This is a genomic window from Sphingomonas albertensis, from assembly GCF_014358075.1.
Lineage (GTDB): Bacteria > Pseudomonadota > Alphaproteobacteria > Sphingomonadales > Sphingomonadaceae > Sphingomonas > Sphingomonas albertensis.
This window is the reverse complement of record NZ_JACONT010000022.1, coordinates 1-19822: the sequence shown is the minus strand read 5'-3', so window position 1 is coordinate 19822 and position 19822 is coordinate 1. Positions and strand designations below refer to the sequence as shown.

Sequence of the window (19822 nt, the reverse complement as noted above, 5' to 3'; positions counted from 1 at the left end):
GAGGAGTGTAAGGCGTGACCGACACCATCATCCTGGCGATCGACCAGGGCACGACTTCGACCCGCAGCATGACGTTCGGCACCGACGGCGTCCCCCGCCAGACGGTACGCCGCGAATTCGCCCAGCATTATCCACAATCGGGCTGGGTCGAGCATGACCCCGAGGACATTTGGCGCGACACCGTCGCGACCTTGAAAGAGGCCGCTGAAGCGGACGGCGGCAAGGTTGCCGCGATTGGCATCACCAACCAGCGCGAGACGGTGGTGGTGTGGGACCGCAAGACCAGCAAGCCCGTCCACAATGCGATCGTCTGGCAGGACCGCCGCACCGCAAAGCTCTGTGCACAACTGAAGGCGGACGGCAACGAACCGCTGGTGCGGGAACGGACCGGGCTGATCCTCGACCCGTATTTCTCGGGTACCAAGCTCAAATGGATCCTCGACAATGTCGACGGTGTCCGCGCCCGCGCGGACAAGGGCGAGCTCGCATTCGGGACGATCGACAGCTTCCTGCTCTGGCGACTGACCGGCGGCAAGGTTCATGCGACCGACGCGTCCAATGCCTCGCGCACGCTGCTGTTCGACATTCACAAGGGCGCGTGGGACCAGGACATGCTGCGGATGCTCGACATCCCCGAGAGCATGCTCCCCGAGGTCAAGAACAACAGCACGATCTTCGGCGAAACCACGCCGGACCTGCTCGGCACGGCGGTGCCGATCGGCGGCATGGCGGGCGACCAGCAGGCGGCGGTCGTTGGCCAGGCATGTTTCCAGCGTGGCGATGCCAAATCGACCTATGGCACCGGCTGTTTCGTGCTGCTCAATACCGGCAAGGAGGCCGTGACCAGCAAGAACGGCATGCTGACGACGATCGCCTATCAGCTCGATGGCGAGATCACCTATGCGCTGGAAGGCTCGATCTTCGTCGCAGGCGCGGCGGTGAAGTGGCTGCGCGATGGGCTTGGCCTGATCAATCAGGCTTCCGACACGAACGACATGGCGACCAAGCTCGACGGCAATGACGGCGTCTACATGGTGCCGGCGTTCGTCGGCCTGGGCGCGCCGCATTGGGACCCCGACGCGCGCGCGAGCATCACCGGGCTAACCTTCGCCGCGACTGGATCGCACATCGCCCGCGCCGCGCTCGAATCGGTCGCCTACCAAACCGCGGACCTGATGAACGCGATGGTCGCCGACGGCGCACGCGATGCCCGCCAGATTCGCGTCGACGGCGGCATGGCGGCGAACGACTGGTTCTGCCAGTTCCTCGCCGACATGCTCGACACCGACGTCGTCCGGCCCGCGAACATCGAGACGACCGCGGCGGGCGCCGCCTTCCTCGCCGGCATGGCGGTGGGGATTTGGAACGGCCCCGACGACATCGTCGCCACCTGGAAGGAAGACCGGATTTTCAATCCGAAGATGAAGAGCGACGAGCGCACGAAACTGATGGCCGGCTGGCAGGACGCCGTCGACCGAACCAGCTCGAGGGCCAAGGCATGAGTGATTCGCAACTCGACATCGACGTCGACCTGCTGGTGATCGGCGGCGGCGTGAACGGCACCGGCATTGCGCGCGACGCCGCTGGGCGTGGCTTGAGCGTGATGCTGGTCGAGCGCGACGACCTCGCCTCGCATACCTCGTCGTCGAGCACCAAGCTGATCCATGGCGGCCTGCGCTATCTCGAATATTACGAGTTCCGGCTGGTCCGCGAAGCGCTGGCCGAGCGCGAGAAACTCATCGACGTCGCGCCGCATCTGATCAGCCCGATGCGGTTCGTCATGCCGCTCGCTGCCGGCATGCGCCCGGCCTGGCTGATTCGCCTCGGGCTGTTCCTCTACGATCATATCGGCGGCCGGACCCGCTTGCCGAAATCGAAGGGCGTCCGGCTCGACAAGACCGACTGGGGCGCAGGTCTGAAGCCTATCCGCTACGGCTTCGTCTATTCGGACGGTTGGGTCGACGACGCGCGTCTCGTGGTCCTGAACGCGCTCGACGCCGCCGAACGCGGCGCGCAGATCCGCACGCATACCAGCTTCGAAGGCGCGCGTCGGGAGTCCGATCACTGGGTCGCGACGCTCGGCGACGGCAGCACCGTCACCGCTCGTGCGGTCGCCAACACCTCGGGGCCTTGGGTGAGCAAGGTGCTCGCCGAAATGCCCCAGGCGCATGCCGAGCGCCCGCCCCGCCTGGTCAAGGGCAGCCACATCATCGTGAAAAAGCTGTTCGAGGGCGAACACGCGTATATTCTCCAGAACCCCGACAAGCGGATCATCTTCGCGATCCCCTATGAGGACGACTTCACGCTGATCGGCACCACCGACAAGCCCTATGAAGGCGACCCGTCGCACCCGACGATCGACCCCGACGAGACCGAGTATCTGTGCGACAGCGTCAACCGCTACTTCTCGCGACAGGTCGGTGCGGGCGACGTCGTCGGCAGCTATTCGGGCGTCCGTCCGCTGTTCGACGACGGCAACGAGAACGCCTCCGAGGTCACGCGCGATTATGTCCTGCGGCTCGGCACCGGCGAAGCGCCGCAGATCCTGTCCGCGTTCGGGGGCAAGATCACGACCTATCGTCGGCTGTCGGAGCACGCGCTCGAGGACCTAGCGCCGTTCCTGCCCGCCATGGCGAAACCCTGGACCGCGGGCGTGCCCCTGCCGGGAGGCGACCTTCCGAACGGCGACTTCGCAGCGTTCTTGAAGAGCGTCCGATCGCGCTGGCCGTTCCTCGACGCCGTCAACGCCACCCGCATGGCGCACGCCTACGGTACGAGGATCGAGTGGGTCCTTGGCGACGCGACCCGTCTCGATGACATCGGCCAAGGGCTCTCTACGCGCGAAATCGATTATCTGATCGACGAGGAATGGGCACAGACCGCTGAAGACATATTGTGGCGGCGGACCAAGCTCGGCCTTCACGGTGGTGCTCCGCTCCAGGCTGCAGTGGAGGCGTATCTGGCCACGCGGACAGATCCCGCGCGCGCAGATCGCGACCGTCCATAACGGTACCTAACGCGCGCGCTCCAGCTTGCGGGCAAGGAACTGGAGACGGGGACGAACGCGCAGGAACCGGCGGTAGGCGCGTTCGAGTCCGGCCAGTACGAGAGGGTTGCGTGCTGCGAGGCCCAGCGGTCGAAGCAGGGGAATAGCGCGCCACATCGCCGCGAACGCGGCTGCGCCCGACAGCATCCGGCCGTCTTCGCGCGCATGGAAACGCGCGAGCAGCGCATCGCGGTCGATCGGGCAAGCGCTCGCACCGTCGCTGACGTCGACGAACTCGATCGCGCCGCGACGGTCCAGCCGGCGCATCGCCGCGATTTCCCGCCGGCACAACGGGCAGCCACCATCATGCCAGACGGTGAGACTCGTCATGTGACGTCGTCTTCGGCGTGCCGGTTGCGCTGCCATATGCGCCCGGCGAGCAGCGTGGCGAAACCCAGCCAGGCGACGAAGGGTATCGCCGTCGCCGCAGCGGGCCGGTCTACCCGGTCCGCTGCCACGACGTACGCAGCACCGGTGACGATCATCGCGCCCGACGCCGCCATGCTCGACCCGAGCGCCTTCTTGCGGAAGAAGATTTCGGTCCAGCCGCCGATCATCGCGCTGTTGAGCAACCACAGGCCGACCGCCGTGTTGCGCGGCGCGCCGGGTGGCTGGCGGAGCAACCTGTACCCGCCGACCGCGAGCCCCGTTTCGAGCACCGGCCAAACCGCACCGAACGCCGCGTCCGGTGGCGTATAGGACGGCTTGTCGAGCCGCTTGTACCAGCGGCGGATGCCGGGATGCGACGGATCGGGCGCATTGCGACGCCCGAGCACCGCGCTGGCACCGAGCACCGTGGCCACGATCGCCAAGGCCGCCGGGCGCGACAATCCCGCGCGGGGGCTGATGGTCTTCCCCTCGCTCATGATGCGAAATACCGTTCGAGATCGTCGCTGCCGCCGATCCGTTCGTCGTCGATGAAAATCTGGGGCGTGGTCGCGACGCCGTGCTCCGCCTTGAAGGCATCTACCTCCTCGCGCGACCGCAGGATCCGGTCCCGAACCTCGAAGCCTCGATCTTCCAGCATCGCCTTCGCACGAACGCCGAACGGGCAGGCATGATCGGGGAGGATCATCCGGTAGAGTATCGCAGTCCTCGTGTCGGCCATATCGATCGTCCTCGCGGCGGGGAGCTGCCCGCGTGAAGCACAGCGCAGCAGCGGCCTCGACGTTCCACCGAGGGTCGCAATCGCTGTGCCGAGACCGATCCCGCCCCTGCCCGCGTTACCGGCTCGCGATCGTGGCGATCGATGCGGCGGGTGCTGCGAGCGTGTCGATCCGATAGCGGACCGACACGCCGACATGATCCGACAGCATCGTTCCGTTTGCCGCCTGCCCGAACGGCGCCGCGAGCGCGACCGGACGGATCCGCACTGTCGGCGACGGGCGGTACATCATCCAGTCCTTGCCGCGGCCGATCGACAGCGCCATGCCCGACGGCTCCGCCACCGGACAGCGCGGGACGATGCGGCAGAACGCCACGGCGGTCTGTAGCGACGCCTCGCCGCCCAGCATGCGCAGATCGAAATGCGTCCGCCGCGCGAGATCGCGACCGACGTTGAAATCGCCTGCCACGAGGATCGGTCGATCGCCGGCACCGAGCGAACCGATGAAGTCCGCGAGCAGATCGAGCTGCCGCCTATACGCGTAGATCGCGCGCGGCGACGGTGCGCCCGACGCAGTGTTGGAATTGAGGTGCGTGTCGACCACGACGATCGGCGTCGCGATGCCCGGCACCGCGATCAACGCCGCCACTGCGCCCTTATTGGCAAGGCAGTCATAGCCCGCGCAGACCGGATAGGCCATGCGCCGGACGGCCAGGATCGGGTAATCGGAAAAGATCGCCAGACCGCTGTCGACATGCTTGCCGAGCCGTTCGCCGACCAGTCGGCTGCCCTCCGAGACGAAGCCGTCGTCGTTGCGCGGGATGGTCGCCGTCGCGGTCTCGGCCGGGCCGAATGCGGCGTACCGATAGCCTGCGGTCCGGCCGATCGCCTTGGCGTTATCCACGAAGGCCTCCTGCAGGACGACGATGCCGGGCTGATCGCCAGCATCGCGCATCGCCCGCAACCGCGTACCGATCGCGCGCAGATCGACCGAGCGATCGTCGGTGATCGGCCATGGCAGGCCATGCACGTTGTAGGTCATCAGCGTGACGTCACGCGCCTGCACGGGCGTCGCCGTCGCCATAGCCGTGGTGCCCACCAGCATCGCAGTCGCCGCAGCCAGCACTCCATATCGTACCATCGCCATGTCTTCATCCCTGTCGTCGTTCGGTGCGGTGACGCCGCAGCCGGTCATCGTCCTCAGTGCGAATGTGTCGTGCGCAGCGTCAGCGTTTAAGCGGCGCGAACGAAAACAGCCCGCTGCGGTAGTTCATCACGACATGCGTGGTGGTGAGCCCCGCATGCACCGCGACGCTCGCCTGATCCGCATGCGGCTTGGCATGGCCGAGCTTCGGATTGCTCGCAAAGCCGATGCCGTCGTGGAGCGGGCTGAAACCATGGCCGCCGTCGCGCGCATGGACCACGCTCAGCGCATAGGTACCGGGTCCGGGGACGCGCAGGCACAGCGACACCGGCCCCGTGGCGGGGACGGCAAGGACGGCACGACGGAAGGTCTTGCCCTGCCCGACCAGGACATTGTCGTCGGCCAGGAAATCGCCGTCGCGCGCGGGGTAGAGTTCCGCGCGCACGACGCCGACGCGGTCCTTCAGGCCGTCGACGTCGACGATCAGCGCCGGGCCGGATTCGTGCGGGCGGCAGCGCGCCTCCGCCGTGCCGAGCGCCGGGGTCGAAGGCGGCATGACCGTGGGCGATACGGCGGGAGATGCGGCGGCAAGTGCCAGGACGACAGGCAGGATCACTTCGGACGCTCCATGGTGACGAGTTCGACGGCCGTCAGCGCGGCGCCGAGCAGCAGGTGGGTGACGAGCCAGAGGCCCGCGATCATGGTCAGCACCGCGGTCACCTCGGACGTCCGCCCGACGGTGAACGCGACCAGTCCGGCGAACACGATGTCCTTGTTGGGCAGCAGCGGCAGGCGCGACACGAGCAGGCGCAAAGTCGCCAGCGCCAGCCACCAGGCGATCGGCGCCGTGGGCATCACCGCAGCCCATAGCAACGCGGCGAACAGGGTGGTCGCGACGATCCGCAGAAGATGGATGACCGCGATCCGGTTCAGCTCGGCGCGAGGCAGCGTCAGCAACTTCTTGCGCAGGACGAGCGTGATGAGCGACGGGATCGCCATGCTCGCCGCGGACACCGTCATCACCTTCGCATCGGTACCGAGATGCAGCGCGCCGAGCGCCTGCCAGCTGACCACCGCCAACACGAGCGTGCAGACATTGGCGACGACCGCGGACAGGATCGAAACGTCTTTGATCGCACCGAACGGCGTGCCGACCATGCTCGCATGCTTGCGCGCCCAGCCGTAGAAATACAGCTCGCCCGAGTAACCGAGCACGATCTCGTTGCTGATCCGCTTGCGCAGCAGCGCGAAGATACCGCTTGGCGGCAATTGCCACAATCGCCGGTAGATCACCCATTCGCTGAACGGCGTGACCAGATAGCCGAGCGCGAAGATCGTCCAGAACAGCGGCGAGCGCGGTACCAGGCGGAGCATACCGGCAACGTCGAGTCCCCGAAGCTGCCATAGCGCGGCGATCAGGATCGCCGCCGACAGCAGCGGTGCCAGCCAGCGGCCGAGGAAGTTCTTGCGGACGATCGTCGGCTTCAGTGGCGGGAATTGCACGCGGGTCAGCGTCAGCGGCAGCTCGCTCATGCGGCTCTCCTGTAATGATGGCGCGGTTGCCAGCGTCGCGACCGTAGGACGGTTGCCCGAGGCGTTCTGACAGGGTCCGGATAGGGCGCGCTGGGTACGATCATGGCCGAACGACGCCGCCGCCGAATGCGAGCCGCAGCTTGGGATGACGCCGCCCTGAAATAATTTTCGGGCACGATCCGGACAGGACTGCGGGGGCAGGCTGGCGGTGCCGTCCCGTCAACAGCGATCCGATGACCACGAGAGCGAGACGATGGCGCAAACCGACTTTGCCGATCCTGCCCGGCCACCAGAGCGCGGGTTCGAGCCTACCCCGGCCGACAAACGGTCGACGGACAAGAGGTTGCTGGTATCGATCCACGACGTGTCGCCGACCTTTGCGGAGCCGATCGCGATGCTTGCCGAACGAGTCGAGGCTATCCTCGGCGGTCCGCGGTTCGCGATGCTGGTGGTACCGGATCACTGGGGTACCGCCCGGCTCGACCGGTCGCCGGCGTTTGCGCGCCAGCTGCGCGCCTGGGCTGACGCCGGTGTCGAAATGTTTCTCCACGGCTGGTTCCACCGCGATGCCAGCGACCATCGGAATGCCGCCAGCGTGCTGAAAGCCCGTTACATGACCGCGGGCGAAGGCGAGTTTCTGGGGCTCGATGCGGTCGAGGCCGAACACCGGATGCGTGCCGGTCGCGACATGGTCGAACAGGCGATCGGCCGATCGGTCGCCGGGTTCATCGCACCGGCGTGGCTCTATGGTCCGGGCGCGCATGCAGCGCTGAAGGCCTGCGACTTCGCGCTCGCCGAGGATCATTTTCGCGTCTGGCAGCCCGCTACCGGCGCGATCGTCGCGCGCGGTCCGGTGGTGACCTGGGCCAGCCGGTCGCCCGCGCGTACCGCCAGTTCGCTCGCGGTCGCCGCCGCGGCGCGCGTGCTGCCCAACTGGATGCCGACGATGCGCGTCGCGGTGCATCCCGGCGACGTCACCAAGGACTCGCTGTTGACCAGCATCGATCGGACGCTCCGCACGCTCGCCGAGCGGCGCACCGTGTCGCGCTATGCCGATCTGGTCACCGAACAGGTGGCATCATGAAGATCGTCGACGTCTGCGCGTTCTACACCCCGACCGGCGGCGGCGTCCGGACCTATATCGACCGGAAACTGGTCGCGCTGGCCGCGCGCGGACACGAGGTCGTCGTCATCGCGCCTGGCGAAGAGGATCGTGAGGAGCAACGCGGACCGAATGGGCGTGTCCGCTGGCTGCGCTCGCCGCGCTTCCCGCTCGACCGATCCTATCGGTATTTCGCCGACCGCGCGGCGCTGCACGCGATACTCGACGAAGAAGATGCCGATATCGTCGAAGTCTCGTCGCCGTGGCGCAGCGCATCGATGGTTGCGGACTGGCGCACGCGCTCGGGGTCACGCGCGCGGCTGTCGCTGATCGCGCATGCGGACCCGCTGTCCGCCTATGCCTATCGCTGGTTCGGCAACGTCGCATCGACGCAGGCGATCGACCGCGCGTTCGACTGGTATTGGCGTCATCTGCGCCGCCTGGATGCGCAATTCGACCATGTCGTCAGCGCGAGCGACAGCCTGTCGCAGCGGCTGCGCGAGGGCGGTCTGCGCAAGGTGATGACCGATCCGATGGGTGTCGAGCCGGGCCAGTTCTCGCCGCGGTTGCGCGATCTGAATCTGCGCCGCGAGATGCTGGCGCTATGTGGGCTGGGCGAGGATGCGCTGCTGCTCATCGGGGTGGGCCGCCACGCGCCCGAGAAACGCTGGGACATGGTCGCGCAGGCCGCCGCGATCGCGGGCACGCACGCGCCGGTCGGCCTGCTGATCATCGGTGGCGGCGCGCGACAACGCCGGGTGATCGAAGCGATCGGCGACAACCCGCACGTCCGCCTGCTCGAACCGGTGCGCGACCGCGGTGCGCTGGCGCGGTTGATGGCGAGTGCAGACGCGCTGATCCATGGCTGCGAGGCGGAGACGTTTTGCTTCGTCGCGGCGGAGGCGATCGCATCGGGATTGACGTTGATCGCGCCCGATCGCGGCGGCGCGGCGGATCTCGCCTGCGCGAACGACGGCGCATTATATCGCTCGGGCGATGCGCAGGACGCCGCCGAAGCGATCCTCGCGGTCGCCGGCACGATCGAGGCCGGCGCGGCGGCCCGCCGCGAGCGCCCGGTCCGGACGATGGACGATCATTTCGACGCGCTGCTCGCGCTCTACGGGGCGGACGAGGCGCCTCTGCACCACCACGCGCTCCACCATGGACGAGGAACGGGACGATGAACGCGGTCGCACCACATCCCTTCGGTATTACCGAGGATGAACGTCGTTTCGGCACACCCCAAGCTCGGGGGGCGAGCGGTGACCGGGATCGGCCAACCGGCCCGATACCCGAAGCGACGGCATCGCCGTGGCGTGCACCGCTCTTCTATCTGTCGTTCGTGGCAGCGGCGCTGTTGCTCATCGCGGTCGGGTTCATCCTAATGTGGCGCATCATGCTGCGGTCGCGCCGAGGCTGATCGCCGCCAGCCTGCGCTCCGGGACCGGCGCGACGGATCGGAGAACCACGCCTACCGCTCCCACAACCTCCGTCTGGCGCCCGTCTGCGCGGACTATTCCCCCAAGCCTCGCGACATTTCGGACGCGACTTCCCAGCGGACAGCGGGCAATACGCGGCGCATGACTTTCGGAGCGAAGCCGTAGCCGACGCCGTTGCCCTTCAGCCTGCCGGCCTGTCGGCGGTGCTCGCGGCACATCGCCCGCAACTCGTCCGGTTCTTCACCGGGCGGACGGGCAGCGTCGCGGAGGCCGAGGACGTCGTCCAGGAAATCTGGCTGCATATCGCCGAGCCGGTGGCCGGCCCGATCGCCAATCCGGTCGCCTATCTGCACCGCATAGGCATGAACATCGTGCTCGACCGGGTCCGTGCGAACGGGCGCCGTGCCCGTCGCGACAGCGGCTATGTCGAGGCGACGACGACGATAACGGCGACGGCCGGGATGGCCGCGGGGGGCGAGGCGATCGACGATGCGCCGTCGGCCTTCGATGCGGTCGCCGGGCGACAGCGGATCGCGCAACTCGCCGCCGCACTCGCCGGTCCGCCCGAAGGCGCGATGCGCGTGTTTCGCCGCCACAAGATCGACGGCCTGTCGCACGCCGATATCGCCGCCGAGTTCGGGATCAGCCGCAGCGCGGTCGAAAAGCATATCGCCGTTGCGCTTTGTCATCTCAGAAAGGCGTTAAATGATTGATTTTCGCGCCGGACTGCGGTGGCGGGCGCGAGGTGGCGTCTATGACACGAGCGGGGGGCATCCGCTCGGAACGAGGGTGCCGTGATGGACGCAACGACCCAGGATCCGATCGACGTCGCCGCCGCCTGGCACGCGCGGATCGACACGCCCGACATGGATTGGGCTGGCTTCGGCGACTGGCTCGACGCCGATCCGTCGCACCGCGCCGCCTATGATTCAATCGCACTGCTCGATGCGGAATTCGGCGCCGCCGCCCCCGCGATCGCCGCATTGCTGCCGGCGAACGACGACAGCGCAGCCGATGTCGCGCCGGTCGCGCGCCCGACCCGCTGGCGCTGGCTGGCCGCAGGCACGGGCGGCGCGCTCGCCGCAGGCCTCGCAGTGTTGCTCGTCGCGCCGACGCTGACCGGGCCGGACGACAGCGTGCAGACCTATGCGACCGGCGTCGGCGAGACCCGCGCCGTCACGCTCGCCGATGGCAGCGCGATGCGGCTCGATCGCGGATCGCGGGTCTCGGTGTCGGGCGGCACGACTCCGCTGATCGAAGTCGCGGACGGTGCGGCGAGCTTCTCGGTGCGCCACGATCCGTCGCGAACGCTGATCGTGCGGGCGGGCGGCTATGACGTCCGCGATATCGGCACGCGCTTTGCGGTGGTCAGCGCACAGGGCCGGATTTCGGTCGCGGTGGCGCAGGGCAGCGTCAGCGTCGCGCCGCATACCGCGGACGGCAGCGCGCCGACGACGCTCGTGGCCGGTCAACGGCTCGACATCGACCCCGCGACCGGGATCGCCGAACGCCGCGCGGTCGCACCAACGTCGGTGGCAGACTGGACCGATGGCCGCCTCGACTATGACGGTGCGCCGTTGACGCTGGTTGTCGCGGACATATCGCGGTATGCACGCACCCCGCTGGTGGTCGATCCGTCCGCCGCCGGACTGAGTTTCTCCGGGGTTTTGACGATTGGCGACGGATCGCGGCTTCTCGATCAGCTTCGCGCGGTGTTGCCGCTACGCGTGCGCCGCGCTGATGGCGTCGTCCATATCGAGCGTACCGGCCCACGCTGAGGCGGCGCGCACCGGCCCGCTACGGGCGATCGTCATTCCCGCCGGATCGCTCCGCACCACACTCGATTCGCTGGCCCGGCAGACCGGCATTTCGATCGGGATGGCTGGCGTCCTGCCCGATACGCCGACGCCGAGGATCACACGTGCGCGCGATGTCGCGGACGCGCTGAAGCGGCTGCTGGCGGGGACGCGGCTGCGCGCGGTCCGCATCGATGCGACGACTTGGCGGATCGAGCCCCTGCCCCCTCGTACGGCCCGTGCCCGGCCGGTCGGACCGCCGATCGTCGACGGCGGCGATATCATCGTCACCGCCAGCAAGCGCGACGAACGCCTGTCCGATCTGCCCGCATCGATCAGCATCCTCGGCGGCCGCGCGCTCGACCGCCTTGCCGGCAAACGCGGCCTGGTCGATCTGCTCGCGACCACCGATGGCGCGTTCTCGACCAATCTCGGCCCCGGTCGCGACCGCATCTTCCTGCGCGGCGTCGCCGACAGCGCGTTCAACGGCACCAGCCAATCGCTCGTCAGCCTGTATCTGGACGACGCCCGCATCGGTTACTGCTCGCCCGATCCCGATCTCCGGATGGTCGACATCGACCGCGTCGAGATCCTCCGAGGGCCCCAGGGCACGCTGTACGGCACCGGCGCACTGGGCGGCGTCATCCGGATCGTCACCACCGCACCCGAGCTCGACCAGGCCTCCGGCAGCGTTGCAGGCGAGGTGACCGGCATCAACAACGGCGCGTTCGGCGGCGCGTTCGAGGGCGTTCTGAACCTGCCGATCGTGACCGGTGCACTGGCGTTGCGTGCCTCGCGCTGGACCGAGACGATGCCCGGCTGGATCAACGATACCGGCCGAGGCAAGCGCGACGTCAACCGCACCGGGCGCAGCGGCGGGCGCATCGCGCTGCGCTGGGCGATCGGCGACGGCTGGACCGCGACCGCTAGCGGCATCGCGCAGTCGATAGAGGCCCGCGACAGCCAATATGCGACGGGAGGCCTCTCACGCAGTACCGCGATCGCCGAGCCGCAGGACAACGATTTCCTCTCGGCATCGCTCGACGTGCACGGCCCGATCGGCAGTCTCGACGCGCAGTCGACCACCTCGATCGTATCGCATGAATTCGGCAGCACATACGACGCGAGCATCATGGCCGGCGCGCTCGGGACGATCGCGCCGGTCGCCTATGTCGAGGATCGCGCGATCCGCCTGCTGACACAGGAAGTCCGGCTGAGCGATCCGACCGCACGCCATCCGTGGATCGTGGGCGCGTCGATCCTGCATGCGACCACCCGCCTCAAGGGGCGTTTCGAGTCGGACGCCGGCAACGTGCTCGGGCGCGACGACAAGGAGGCGGTGTTCGAGGCCGCGATGTTCGCGGAGGGCACGCAGCGTCTGTCGTCCGCGCTCGATCTGAAGATCGGCCTGCGCGGCTTCGTGACCGTGAACGACATCGAGCAGCAGGGCCCCGACGAGCAGAGCACCACCAAGCTGGGCGTTACCCCGAGCGGCACGCTCAGCTGGCATCGGGACGATGTCGGCATGATCTGGCTGCGCTACGCCAGCGCGATTCGGCCGGCAGGCGTAACCCGGGCGTCGATCAGCAACCAACAGCGCATCCCCGGCGACGAGTTGCAAAGCCTCGAACTGGGCTGGCGCATCCGCGGGCTGAACGATCGGCTGAGCTTGAGCGGTGCGATCTTCGGATCGATCTGGGAGCATCTGCGCAGCGACGTGGTGGGATCGGACGGGTTGTTCGGGACGGTCGATGCGGGGAACGCTACCAATTACGGTGTCGAGTTCGGCGGGCGGTTCGACGCAGCGCCCTACACGATCGACTTCGGCACCACGATCCAGCGCGCGCGGCTGACATCGCCGGCAAGCGACCGCGCGGAGCAGGACGATCGCCGCTTGCCGGTCGTCCCCGATTACTCGGCGCGGCTGGGTGTCACGCGGCGGTTCTCGCTGATCGGGATGCCGGCGAGCGGCTATCTCACGGCCCGGTATATCGGCGAGACCCGGTTGAGCTTCGACCCCCTGCTCGATCGGCCCGCGGGAGACTATGCGACGGTCGGCGCCGGCGCGACGCTGGACGACGGTCCGCGGCACTGGTCTATCGATGTCGACAATCTGCTCGATGGTCGCGGCAACAGCTTCGGGTTCGGTAATCCGTTCACGCTGGCCACCACCACGCAGACCGTCCCGATCCGCCCGCGCGCAATCACGCTGAGGCTGGCGATCGGGCTATGAAAGATGCGCCGCGCCGGGACGGGAAACGGTTGGATCGTCACCGTCACATGCAACCGCGATCGCGCGGACGGCGTTATAGGGCCCACGCATGATCAAGGTCGCCAGCTACAATATCCACAAGGGCATCGGGCTCGACCGTCGGCGCAACCCCGAGCGCGTGGTCGAGGTTCTGCGCGAGATCGACGCGGACGTGATCGCGCTGCAGGAGGCGGACCGGCGGTTCGGCGCGAAAGCCTGCGTCTTGCCGCATCATCTGCTGGAGGAACATAGCGACTGGAAGCCGATCGATTTCGGCCTCCGCGCGCTCAGCATGGGGTGGCATGGCAACGTCATCCTGGTCCGCAAGTCGGCCCGGGTGATCGCCAGCGAACCTTTGCACCTGCCGGCGCTGGAGCCGCGCGGGGCGGTAATGGCGGACGTGCAACTCGCCGGCGGGACGATCCGCGTGCTCGGCATGCATCTCGATCTGTCGGGGCTTTGGCGGCGCAAGCAGGCGGCGGCGATCATGAACCATGTCGATACCTGCGCGCACCGCCATCCGACGGTGATGATGGGCGATCTCAACGAATGGAGCGCGGGTGCCGGATGCCTGCGCGATTTCGGGCGCGACTATGCGTTCGCCGAGACGGGGGCGAGTTTCCATTCGCGGCGGGCGGTCGCACGGCTCGACCGGATCATGGTGTCGCGTGACCTCAACGTCGTCGAATGCGGCGTGCATGCGAGCCCCGCCGCGCGGAAGGCATCGGATCACCTGCCGATATGGGCTATACTCGAACCGAAGGCCTTGGCTCTATAATCGATACCCGGACGAGGATGTGGAATGCGCGAGAAGGAACTGCGGCTGGCGCTCGTCTGCTATGGCGGGATCAGCCTGGCGGTCTACATGCACGGGATCACCAAGGAAATCTGGCGCCTCGTCTGCGCTAGTCGCGCGTTCCACGACGGCGAGGCGCCGAAGGGCGGCAGCCAGGGCGTGTATCACGCCCTGCTCCAGGAGATCGAGGACCACGCCGCGATCCGGGTGCGGGTGCTCGCCGACATCATTGCCGGCGCGAGTGCGGGCGGGATCAACGGCATCTTCCTCGCGCAGGCGATCGCGACCGGACAGAGCCTCGATCCGCTGACCGACCTGTGGATGACGTCGGCCGATGTCGAGGCGCTGATCGATACCGAGGCGGCACCGAAATCGCGCTTTTCGAAGGCATGGGCGATGCCGCTCGCGTGGATGGCGGCGGGGCGGAGCACGGACAAGGTCGAGGCGCTCGACGAGCCGACCCGCGAGGAGGTCCGGACCAAGCTGTCGCATTTCATCCGCTCGCGCTGGTTCGAGCCGCCGTTCGGGGGGAAGACCTTTACGAATCTGCTGCTCGATGCGTTCGAGGCGATGGACGAGAGCGAGCGCGGGCCGCGGCTGTTGCCGCCCGGCCAGCCACTCGACCTGTTCGTGACGGTGACAGATTTCTCCGGGCATCCCGAGCGGCTGCAGCTCAATTCTCCCGCCGAGGTGGTCGAGACCGAGCACCGGCTGGTGGTCGACTTCACCGATCATGGCGGCGCGACCGAGACACTCGCGCCGCGCGCGGAACTGGCGTTCGCAGCCCGCGCGACGTCGAGCTTTCCGGGCGCGTTTCCGCCGTTCACGGTCGCCGAACTCGACGGCGTGCTGGAGCAGCGCAAGATCGCGTGGCCGGGTCGCAGCGGCTTCCTCGCGCGCGTGTTGCCCCGTCATACTGCGGCCAACGCGGCGGAAAGCGCGGTGCTGATCGACGGCTCGGTGCTTGCCAATGCGCCGTTCCGCCCGGCGCTCGATGCGCTGAAGGAACGCCCGGCACGCCGTCAGATCGACCGGCGGTTCATCTACATAGACCCCTCGCCCGGCATCAAGCTGCGGCTCAATCGCGGCGAGGGCACGCCGGGGTTCTTCCAGACGATCATCGGCGCGATCAGCGACATTCCGCGCCAGCAGCCGATCCGCGACAATCTGGAGGCGATCGCCGCGCGCTCGGCGCGGATCGACCGGATGCGCGGGATCGTCACCGCGATCCGGCCGGAGGTGGAGGCCGACGTCGAATCGCTGTTCGGCCACACATTGTTCCTCGATCGCCCGACCGCGCCGCGGCTGATCGCGTGGCGGCGGCGGGCGCAGAAGGCCGCGGCGGCGAGTTCGGGCTATGGGTTCGTCGCGTACGGGCATCTGAAGCGCAGCGCGGTGATTGAGACGATCGCGAGCCTGTTGTACGATGCGGGGCGGCATCATAGCCCGCGGCGGCTGGTGCAGATCCGCGCCGCGATCGTAGCGCGGGTCGCGGCGACGGGCGCGGACCAGCTCGGGGCGGGCTTCGCAAACGGTGCCAGCCCGGCGTCGATCGCGTTCCTGCGAACCTTCGACATCGGCTTTCGCATCCGTCGGCTGCGGCTGATGGCGCGGCGGCTGTCGGAAGTGGAAACCGCCGCCGACGAGCCCGAGCTCGCGCCGATGCGCGACGCGATCTATGAATCGCTTTCGCCGTATCTGGATCGGCTACGCGGCGAGATGCATGCCGGGATGCACGATGCGGTGCGCGCGATGAAGGGCGATGCGACCGCGGTGCTGGAGACGCTGGGGCGGACGTTCGATCTGGAGCGGCTCGATGCAGAAACCGACCAGCGGCTGGCGGAAGCGTTCGCCGCACTCGCCAAGCCTGCACGGCGGACGTTGCTACTCGCCTATCTGGGCTTTCCGTATTTCGATACCGCGACGCTGCCGCTGTTGCAGGGCGAGGGGCTCGACGAGTTCGACCCGATCAAGGTCGACCGGATCGCACCCGACGATGCGACCGCGATCCGCTCCGGCGGCGCGGAGGCGACGTTGAAGGGGATCCAGTTCGGCACGTTCGGTGCGTTCTTTAGCCGCGCCTACCGCGAGAACGACTATCTCTGGGGGCGGCTGCACGGGTCGGAGCGGATGATCGACATCACCGTCTCGACGTTGCCGCAGACCGTACGGATGAAGCCGGGGCGGGTCGCGGCGATCAAGCGGGCGGCGTTCCTCGCGATCCTCGACGAGGAGGAACCGCGGCTGACCGCGATCCTGCCGCTGATCGCGCAGTTGCGGACCGAGATAGGCTAAAGCCCCTCTTGCTCGGTAGAAGACTGGCCAAAACGCCGATGTGGCGGTAGCTCTGCGTTTCCAACCGCGTTTCGGCGCGATTGGGGCACAATAGAGGGTCGCCGCATGCAGTTCCTGAAAATCCTGTTCTGGTGCCTGCTGGCGTTCGTCGCCGCAGTGTTCACCATAAGCAACTGGAACGCCGTCCAGATCCAGCTGTGGGGTGGGCTGATTGCCGACGTGAACCTGCCGCTGTTGCTGTTCGTGACGTTCCTGATCGGGTTCGTGCCGACGATGCTGTATAATCACGCGATCCGGTGGCGGCTGCGGCAACGGCTGTCGACGTGCGAGCGCGAATTGCTGGAACTGCGGACGCCGCGGCCAGAGCCGGTGGCGTTCGTGCCGGTCGAAACGCCGGTCGAAACGCCGGTTGCGACACCGACGACGACGGTGACGGCACCGGTCACACCCACCGCCGTGCCGCCGGGCGACGTGCGATGAGCAACCGGATCTACGTCGCGCTCGACACGCCCGATCTGACGCGCGCGAAGGCGATCGCCGCGCGCGTCCGCCATCATGTCGGCGGGATCAAGCTGGGGCTCGAATTCTTCTCGGCACACGGCCAGCCCGGCGTGCATGCGATGGCGGAGTTCGGCCTGCCGATCTTTCTCGACCTGAAGCTGCACGACATTCCGAACACGGTGGCCAAGGCGGTGCAGGCGCTCGGCGCGCTCGAACCGGCGATCCTCACGGTGCATGCCAGCGGCGGGCGGGCGATGCTGGAGGATGCGAAGGCCGCGGCGCCGATCGGGACCAAGGTGATCGCGGTGACGATGCTCACCAGCCTCGACGCGGCCGATCTCGCGGCGACCGGCGTTACCGGGAACGCGCACGACCAGGTTACGCGGCTGACCGAACTGGCGCGCGAGGCTGGGGTCGACGGCATCGTCTGCTCGGGCGCCGAAGTCGCGGCGGCGAAGGCGATCTGGCCGAAGGGGTTCTTCGTGGTCCCCGGCGTGCGCCTGCCCGACGGCGCGATCGGCGACCAGAAGCGCGTCGTGACGCCGCGCCAGGCCATGGATGCGGGCGCTTCGATTCTGGTGGTCGGCCGCCCGATCACGCAGGCCGAAGATCCCGACACCGCCGCCCGCGCGATCGGCGCGACGCTGTAGTCAGCCGATGAAATCGTTACGATCCTCCCCCGCCAGGGGGAGGTGGCAGGCATAGCCTGACGGAGGGGGAGGTACGGGAAAACCTCTGTTCCGGGTCCTCCCCCTCCGTCACCTTCGGCGCCACCTCCCCCTGGCGGGGGAGGATCGCTGGACTTCCGTGATCCGTTTTAGGAACGATGATGACCACCGCCAAGATCTGCGGCCTGTCCACGCCCGCGACGCTCGACGCGGCGATCCGGCACGGCGCGAGCCATGTCGGGTTCGTGTTCTTCCCCGCCTCGCCGCGCCACGTGACGTTCGCGAAAGCCGCCGAACTCGCCGCACGCGTACCGGAGCATGTCGCGAAGGTCGGCGTGTTCGTCGATCCCGAAGACGAGATGCTGGAACAGGCGGTCGGCTCCGCCGCGCTCGACGTGCTGCAACTCCACAAGGTGACGCCCGCGCGGACCGCCGCGATCCGCGCGAAGTTCGGGATCGAGACCTGGGTCGCGGTCGCAGTTCGCACACGCGGCGATCTGGAGGCTGCGCAAGGCTTTACCGGAGTCGCCGACCGGATACTCTACGACGCCAAGACCCCGGACTCGGCCGCATTGCCGGGCGGAATGGGCTTGCGGTTCGACTGGGACCTGCTCGACGGGTTCAAGCATCCCCTGCCCTGGGCTCTGTCGGGCGGACTCGATCCGGCAAATGTCGCGGAGGCAATCCGCCGCACCGGCGCCAAACTCGTCGACGTGTCGTCGGGGGTCGAAAGCGAGTCCGGTATCAAGGACGAAACGAAGATCGCGTCGTTCCTCGCGGCTGCCCGCACCTGAATTGTTCACCCGCGAAGGCGGGTGCCCAGACTAGATCCCCGCCTTCACGGGGATACAAGGGCTTGGCGCGACATTTCGAAGTGCTAAAGCGCTCCACATGAACGCTCCCACTCTCGCCCCCAACTCCTACCGCGCCCAGCCCGACGAGCGCGGTCATTTCGGCGATTTCGGCGGACGCTATGTCGCCGAAACGCTGATGCCGCTCGTCCTCGAACTCGACGAAGCGTATCGCGCCGCCAAGGCCGACCCTGCGTTCAAAGCGCAGTTCGACGACCTGCTCGAACATTATGTCGGCCGCCCGAGCCCGCTCTACTACGCCGAACGGCTGACCGAGGCTCTGCGCGAATCCGCGCCCGAGGGCATGGGTGCGCAGGTCTGGTTCAAGCGCGACGAGCTCAATCACACCGGCGCGCACAAGATCAACAACTGCATCGGCCAGATCCTGCTGGCCATGCGGATGGGCAAGACGCGGATCATCGCCGAGACCGGCGCGGGCCAGCACGGCGTCGCCACCGCAACGGTCTGCGCGCGGTTTGGGCTCCCTTGCGTTATCTACATGGGCGCCAAGGACGTCGAGCGTCAGGCGCCCAACGTGTTCCGCATGAAGCTGCTCGGCGCCGAAGTCCGCCCCGTGACCAGCGGCGCGCACACGCTGAAGGACGCGATGAACGAGGGGATGCGCGACTGGGTCGCGAATGTCCACGACACCTTCTACATCATCGGCACCGCCGCCGGCCCGCATCCGTATCCCGAGATGGTCCGCGATTTTCAGAGCGTGATCGGCACCGAGGCACGCGCGCAGATGCTGTCGCGCGTCGGTCGCCTGCCCGACATGCTGGTCGCCGCGATCGGTGGCGGCTCGAACGCGATCGGGCTGTTCCATCCGTTCCTCGACGATGCCGACGTGCAGATGCTTGGCGTCGAAGCAGCGGGCCACGGGCTCGACAAGGAACATGCGGCAAGCCTTGCGGGCGGTTTCCCGGGCGTGCTCCACGGCAACAAGACGTACCTGTTGCAGGACGAGGACGGCCAGATCACCGAGGCGCATTCGATCTCGGCAGGCCTCGATTACCCCGGGATCGGCCCCGAGCACGCGTGGCTGCGCGACATCGGCCGGGTGGAATATGACAGCGCGACCGACCAGGAGGCGCTCGACGCGTTCCAGCTGCTGTGTCGCACGGAGGGCATCATTCCCGCGCTCGAACCAAGCCACGCGATCGCGACGGTGACCAAGAAGGCGCGCGAGATGCGGCAGGACCAAATCATCCTGGCGAACCTGTGCGGCCGCGGCGACAAGGATATCTTCACCGTGGCGGAAGCGCTCGGGGTGGCGATATGAGCCGCGCGTCCTT

The 19822-nt window shown here is 67.7% G+C and carries 20 protein-coding genes; 14 read left to right on the top strand and 6 right to left on the bottom strand.

Annotated features, from left to right (window positions below; translation table 11 throughout):
* Positions 1-14 precede the first annotated feature (14 nt).
* Together glpK and glpD are read left to right on the top strand one after the other, a co-directional pair.
* A complete protein-coding gene (gene glpK, locus H8S47_RS11120) occupies positions 15-1502 on the top strand; it encodes a glycerol kinase GlpK (RefSeq protein ID WP_187503937.1) in 1488 nt (495 codons plus the stop codon).
* Positions 1499-3007: a glycerol-3-phosphate dehydrogenase gene (gene glpD, locus H8S47_RS11115; RefSeq protein WP_187503936.1), complete on the top strand. Its 1509-nt coding sequence runs from the start codon at positions 1499-1501 to the stop codon at positions 3005-3007. The genes glpK and glpD overlap by 4 nt, the downstream gene beginning before the upstream one ends.
* Before the next feature lie 6 nt (positions 3008-3013).
* Here glpD and H8S47_RS11110 read toward each other — a convergent pair whose 3' ends face one another.
* From H8S47_RS11110 to H8S47_RS11085, 6 genes are all read right to left on the bottom strand, one after another.
* Complete coding sequence (locus H8S47_RS11110; RefSeq protein WP_187503935.1) at positions 3014-3376, bottom strand: thiol-disulfide oxidoreductase DCC family protein; 363 nt, start codon at positions 3374-3376, stop codon at positions 3014-3016.
* Positions 3373-3912 (bottom strand): TspO/MBR family protein, encoded by a 540-nt coding sequence (locus H8S47_RS11105; RefSeq protein ID WP_187503934.1) that lies wholly within the window; start codon positions 3910-3912, stop codon positions 3373-3375. The genes H8S47_RS11110 and H8S47_RS11105 overlap by 4 nt, the downstream gene beginning before the upstream one ends.
* Entirely contained in the window at positions 3909-4154 is a 246-nt protein-coding gene (locus H8S47_RS11100) for a glutaredoxin domain-containing protein (RefSeq protein ID WP_187503933.1), read from the bottom strand. The genes H8S47_RS11105 and H8S47_RS11100 overlap by 4 nt, the downstream gene beginning before the upstream one ends.
* A gap of 115 nt (positions 4155-4269) precedes the next feature.
* On the bottom strand, positions 4270-5346 hold the full coding sequence (locus H8S47_RS11095; protein WP_187503932.1) for an endonuclease/exonuclease/phosphatase family protein: 1077 nt from the start codon (positions 5344-5346) through the stop codon (positions 4270-4272).
* Positions 5347-5377: 31 nt separating this feature from the next.
* Positions 5378-5851, bottom strand: coding sequence for a DUF2141 domain-containing protein (locus tag H8S47_RS11090; RefSeq protein ID WP_187503931.1), 474 nt, complete (start codon positions 5849-5851; stop codon positions 5378-5380).
* Positions 5852-5907: 56 nt separating this feature from the next.
* Positions 5908-6828 carry a hypothetical protein gene (locus H8S47_RS11085; RefSeq protein ID WP_187503930.1) on the bottom strand — a complete coding sequence of 307 codons (921 nt, stop codon included), beginning with the start codon at positions 6826-6828 and terminating at the stop codon, positions 5908-5910.
* Between the two features lie 253 nt (positions 6829-7081).
* On the opposite strand from H8S47_RS11085, the gene H8S47_RS11080 reads away from it, so the two are divergent.
* From H8S47_RS11080 to trpB, 12 genes are all read left to right on the top strand, one after another.
* Positions 7082-7912: a DUF2334 domain-containing protein gene (locus tag H8S47_RS11080; RefSeq protein ID WP_187503929.1), complete on the top strand. Its 831-nt coding sequence runs from the start codon at positions 7082-7084 to the stop codon at positions 7910-7912.
* Complete coding sequence (locus H8S47_RS11075; protein ID WP_187503928.1) at positions 7909-9114, top strand: glycosyltransferase; 1206 nt, start codon at positions 7909-7911, stop codon at positions 9112-9114. The genes H8S47_RS11080 and H8S47_RS11075 overlap by 4 nt, the downstream gene beginning before the upstream one ends.
* A complete protein-coding gene (locus tag H8S47_RS11070; protein WP_187503927.1) occupies positions 9111-9350 on the top strand; it encodes a hypothetical protein in 240 nt (79 codons plus the stop codon). The genes H8S47_RS11075 and H8S47_RS11070 overlap by 4 nt, the downstream gene beginning before the upstream one ends.
* Positions 9351-9572: 222 nt before the next feature.
* Entirely contained in the window at positions 9573-10082 is a 510-nt protein-coding gene (locus tag H8S47_RS11065; protein ID WP_187503926.1) for an RNA polymerase sigma factor, read from the top strand.
* Between the two features lie 84 nt (positions 10083-10166).
* Positions 10167-11147, top strand: a complete 981-nt coding sequence (locus H8S47_RS11060) for a FecR family protein (protein ID WP_187503925.1) — start codon at positions 10167-10169, stop codon at positions 11145-11147.
* A complete protein-coding gene (locus tag H8S47_RS11055; RefSeq protein WP_187503924.1) occupies positions 11044-13398 on the top strand; it encodes a TonB-dependent receptor in 2355 nt (784 codons plus the stop codon). Before H8S47_RS11060 ends, H8S47_RS11055 begins: the two co-directional genes overlap by 104 nt.
* An 88-nt stretch (positions 13399-13486) precedes the next feature.
* Positions 13487-14194, top strand: a complete 708-nt coding sequence (locus H8S47_RS11050) for an endonuclease/exonuclease/phosphatase family protein (protein ID WP_187503923.1) — start codon at positions 13487-13489, stop codon at positions 14192-14194.
* Between the two features lie 24 nt (positions 14195-14218).
* Positions 14219-16507 (top strand): patatin-like protein, encoded by a 2289-nt coding sequence (locus H8S47_RS11045; protein ID WP_187503922.1) that lies wholly within the window; start codon positions 14219-14221, stop codon positions 16505-16507.
* 105 nt (positions 16508-16612) lie between these two features.
* Positions 16613-16987 (top strand): hypothetical protein, encoded by a 375-nt coding sequence (locus tag H8S47_RS11040; RefSeq protein ID WP_235982796.1) that lies wholly within the window; start codon positions 16613-16615, stop codon positions 16985-16987.
* Positions 16984-17658: an orotidine-5'-phosphate decarboxylase gene (pyrF, locus tag H8S47_RS11035; RefSeq protein WP_187503921.1), complete on the top strand. Its 675-nt coding sequence runs from the start codon at positions 16984-16986 to the stop codon at positions 17656-17658. Before H8S47_RS11040 ends, pyrF begins: the two co-directional genes overlap by 4 nt.
* Positions 17659-17834: 176 nt before the next feature.
* Positions 17835-18470 (top strand): phosphoribosylanthranilate isomerase, encoded by a 636-nt coding sequence (locus tag H8S47_RS11030; protein WP_187503920.1) that lies wholly within the window; start codon positions 17835-17837, stop codon positions 18468-18470.
* A gap of 97 nt (positions 18471-18567) precedes the next feature.
* A complete protein-coding gene (gene trpB, locus H8S47_RS11025) occupies positions 18568-19809 on the top strand; it encodes a tryptophan synthase subunit beta (protein WP_187503919.1) in 1242 nt (413 codons plus the stop codon).
* Positions 19810-19822: the final 13 nt, after the last annotated feature.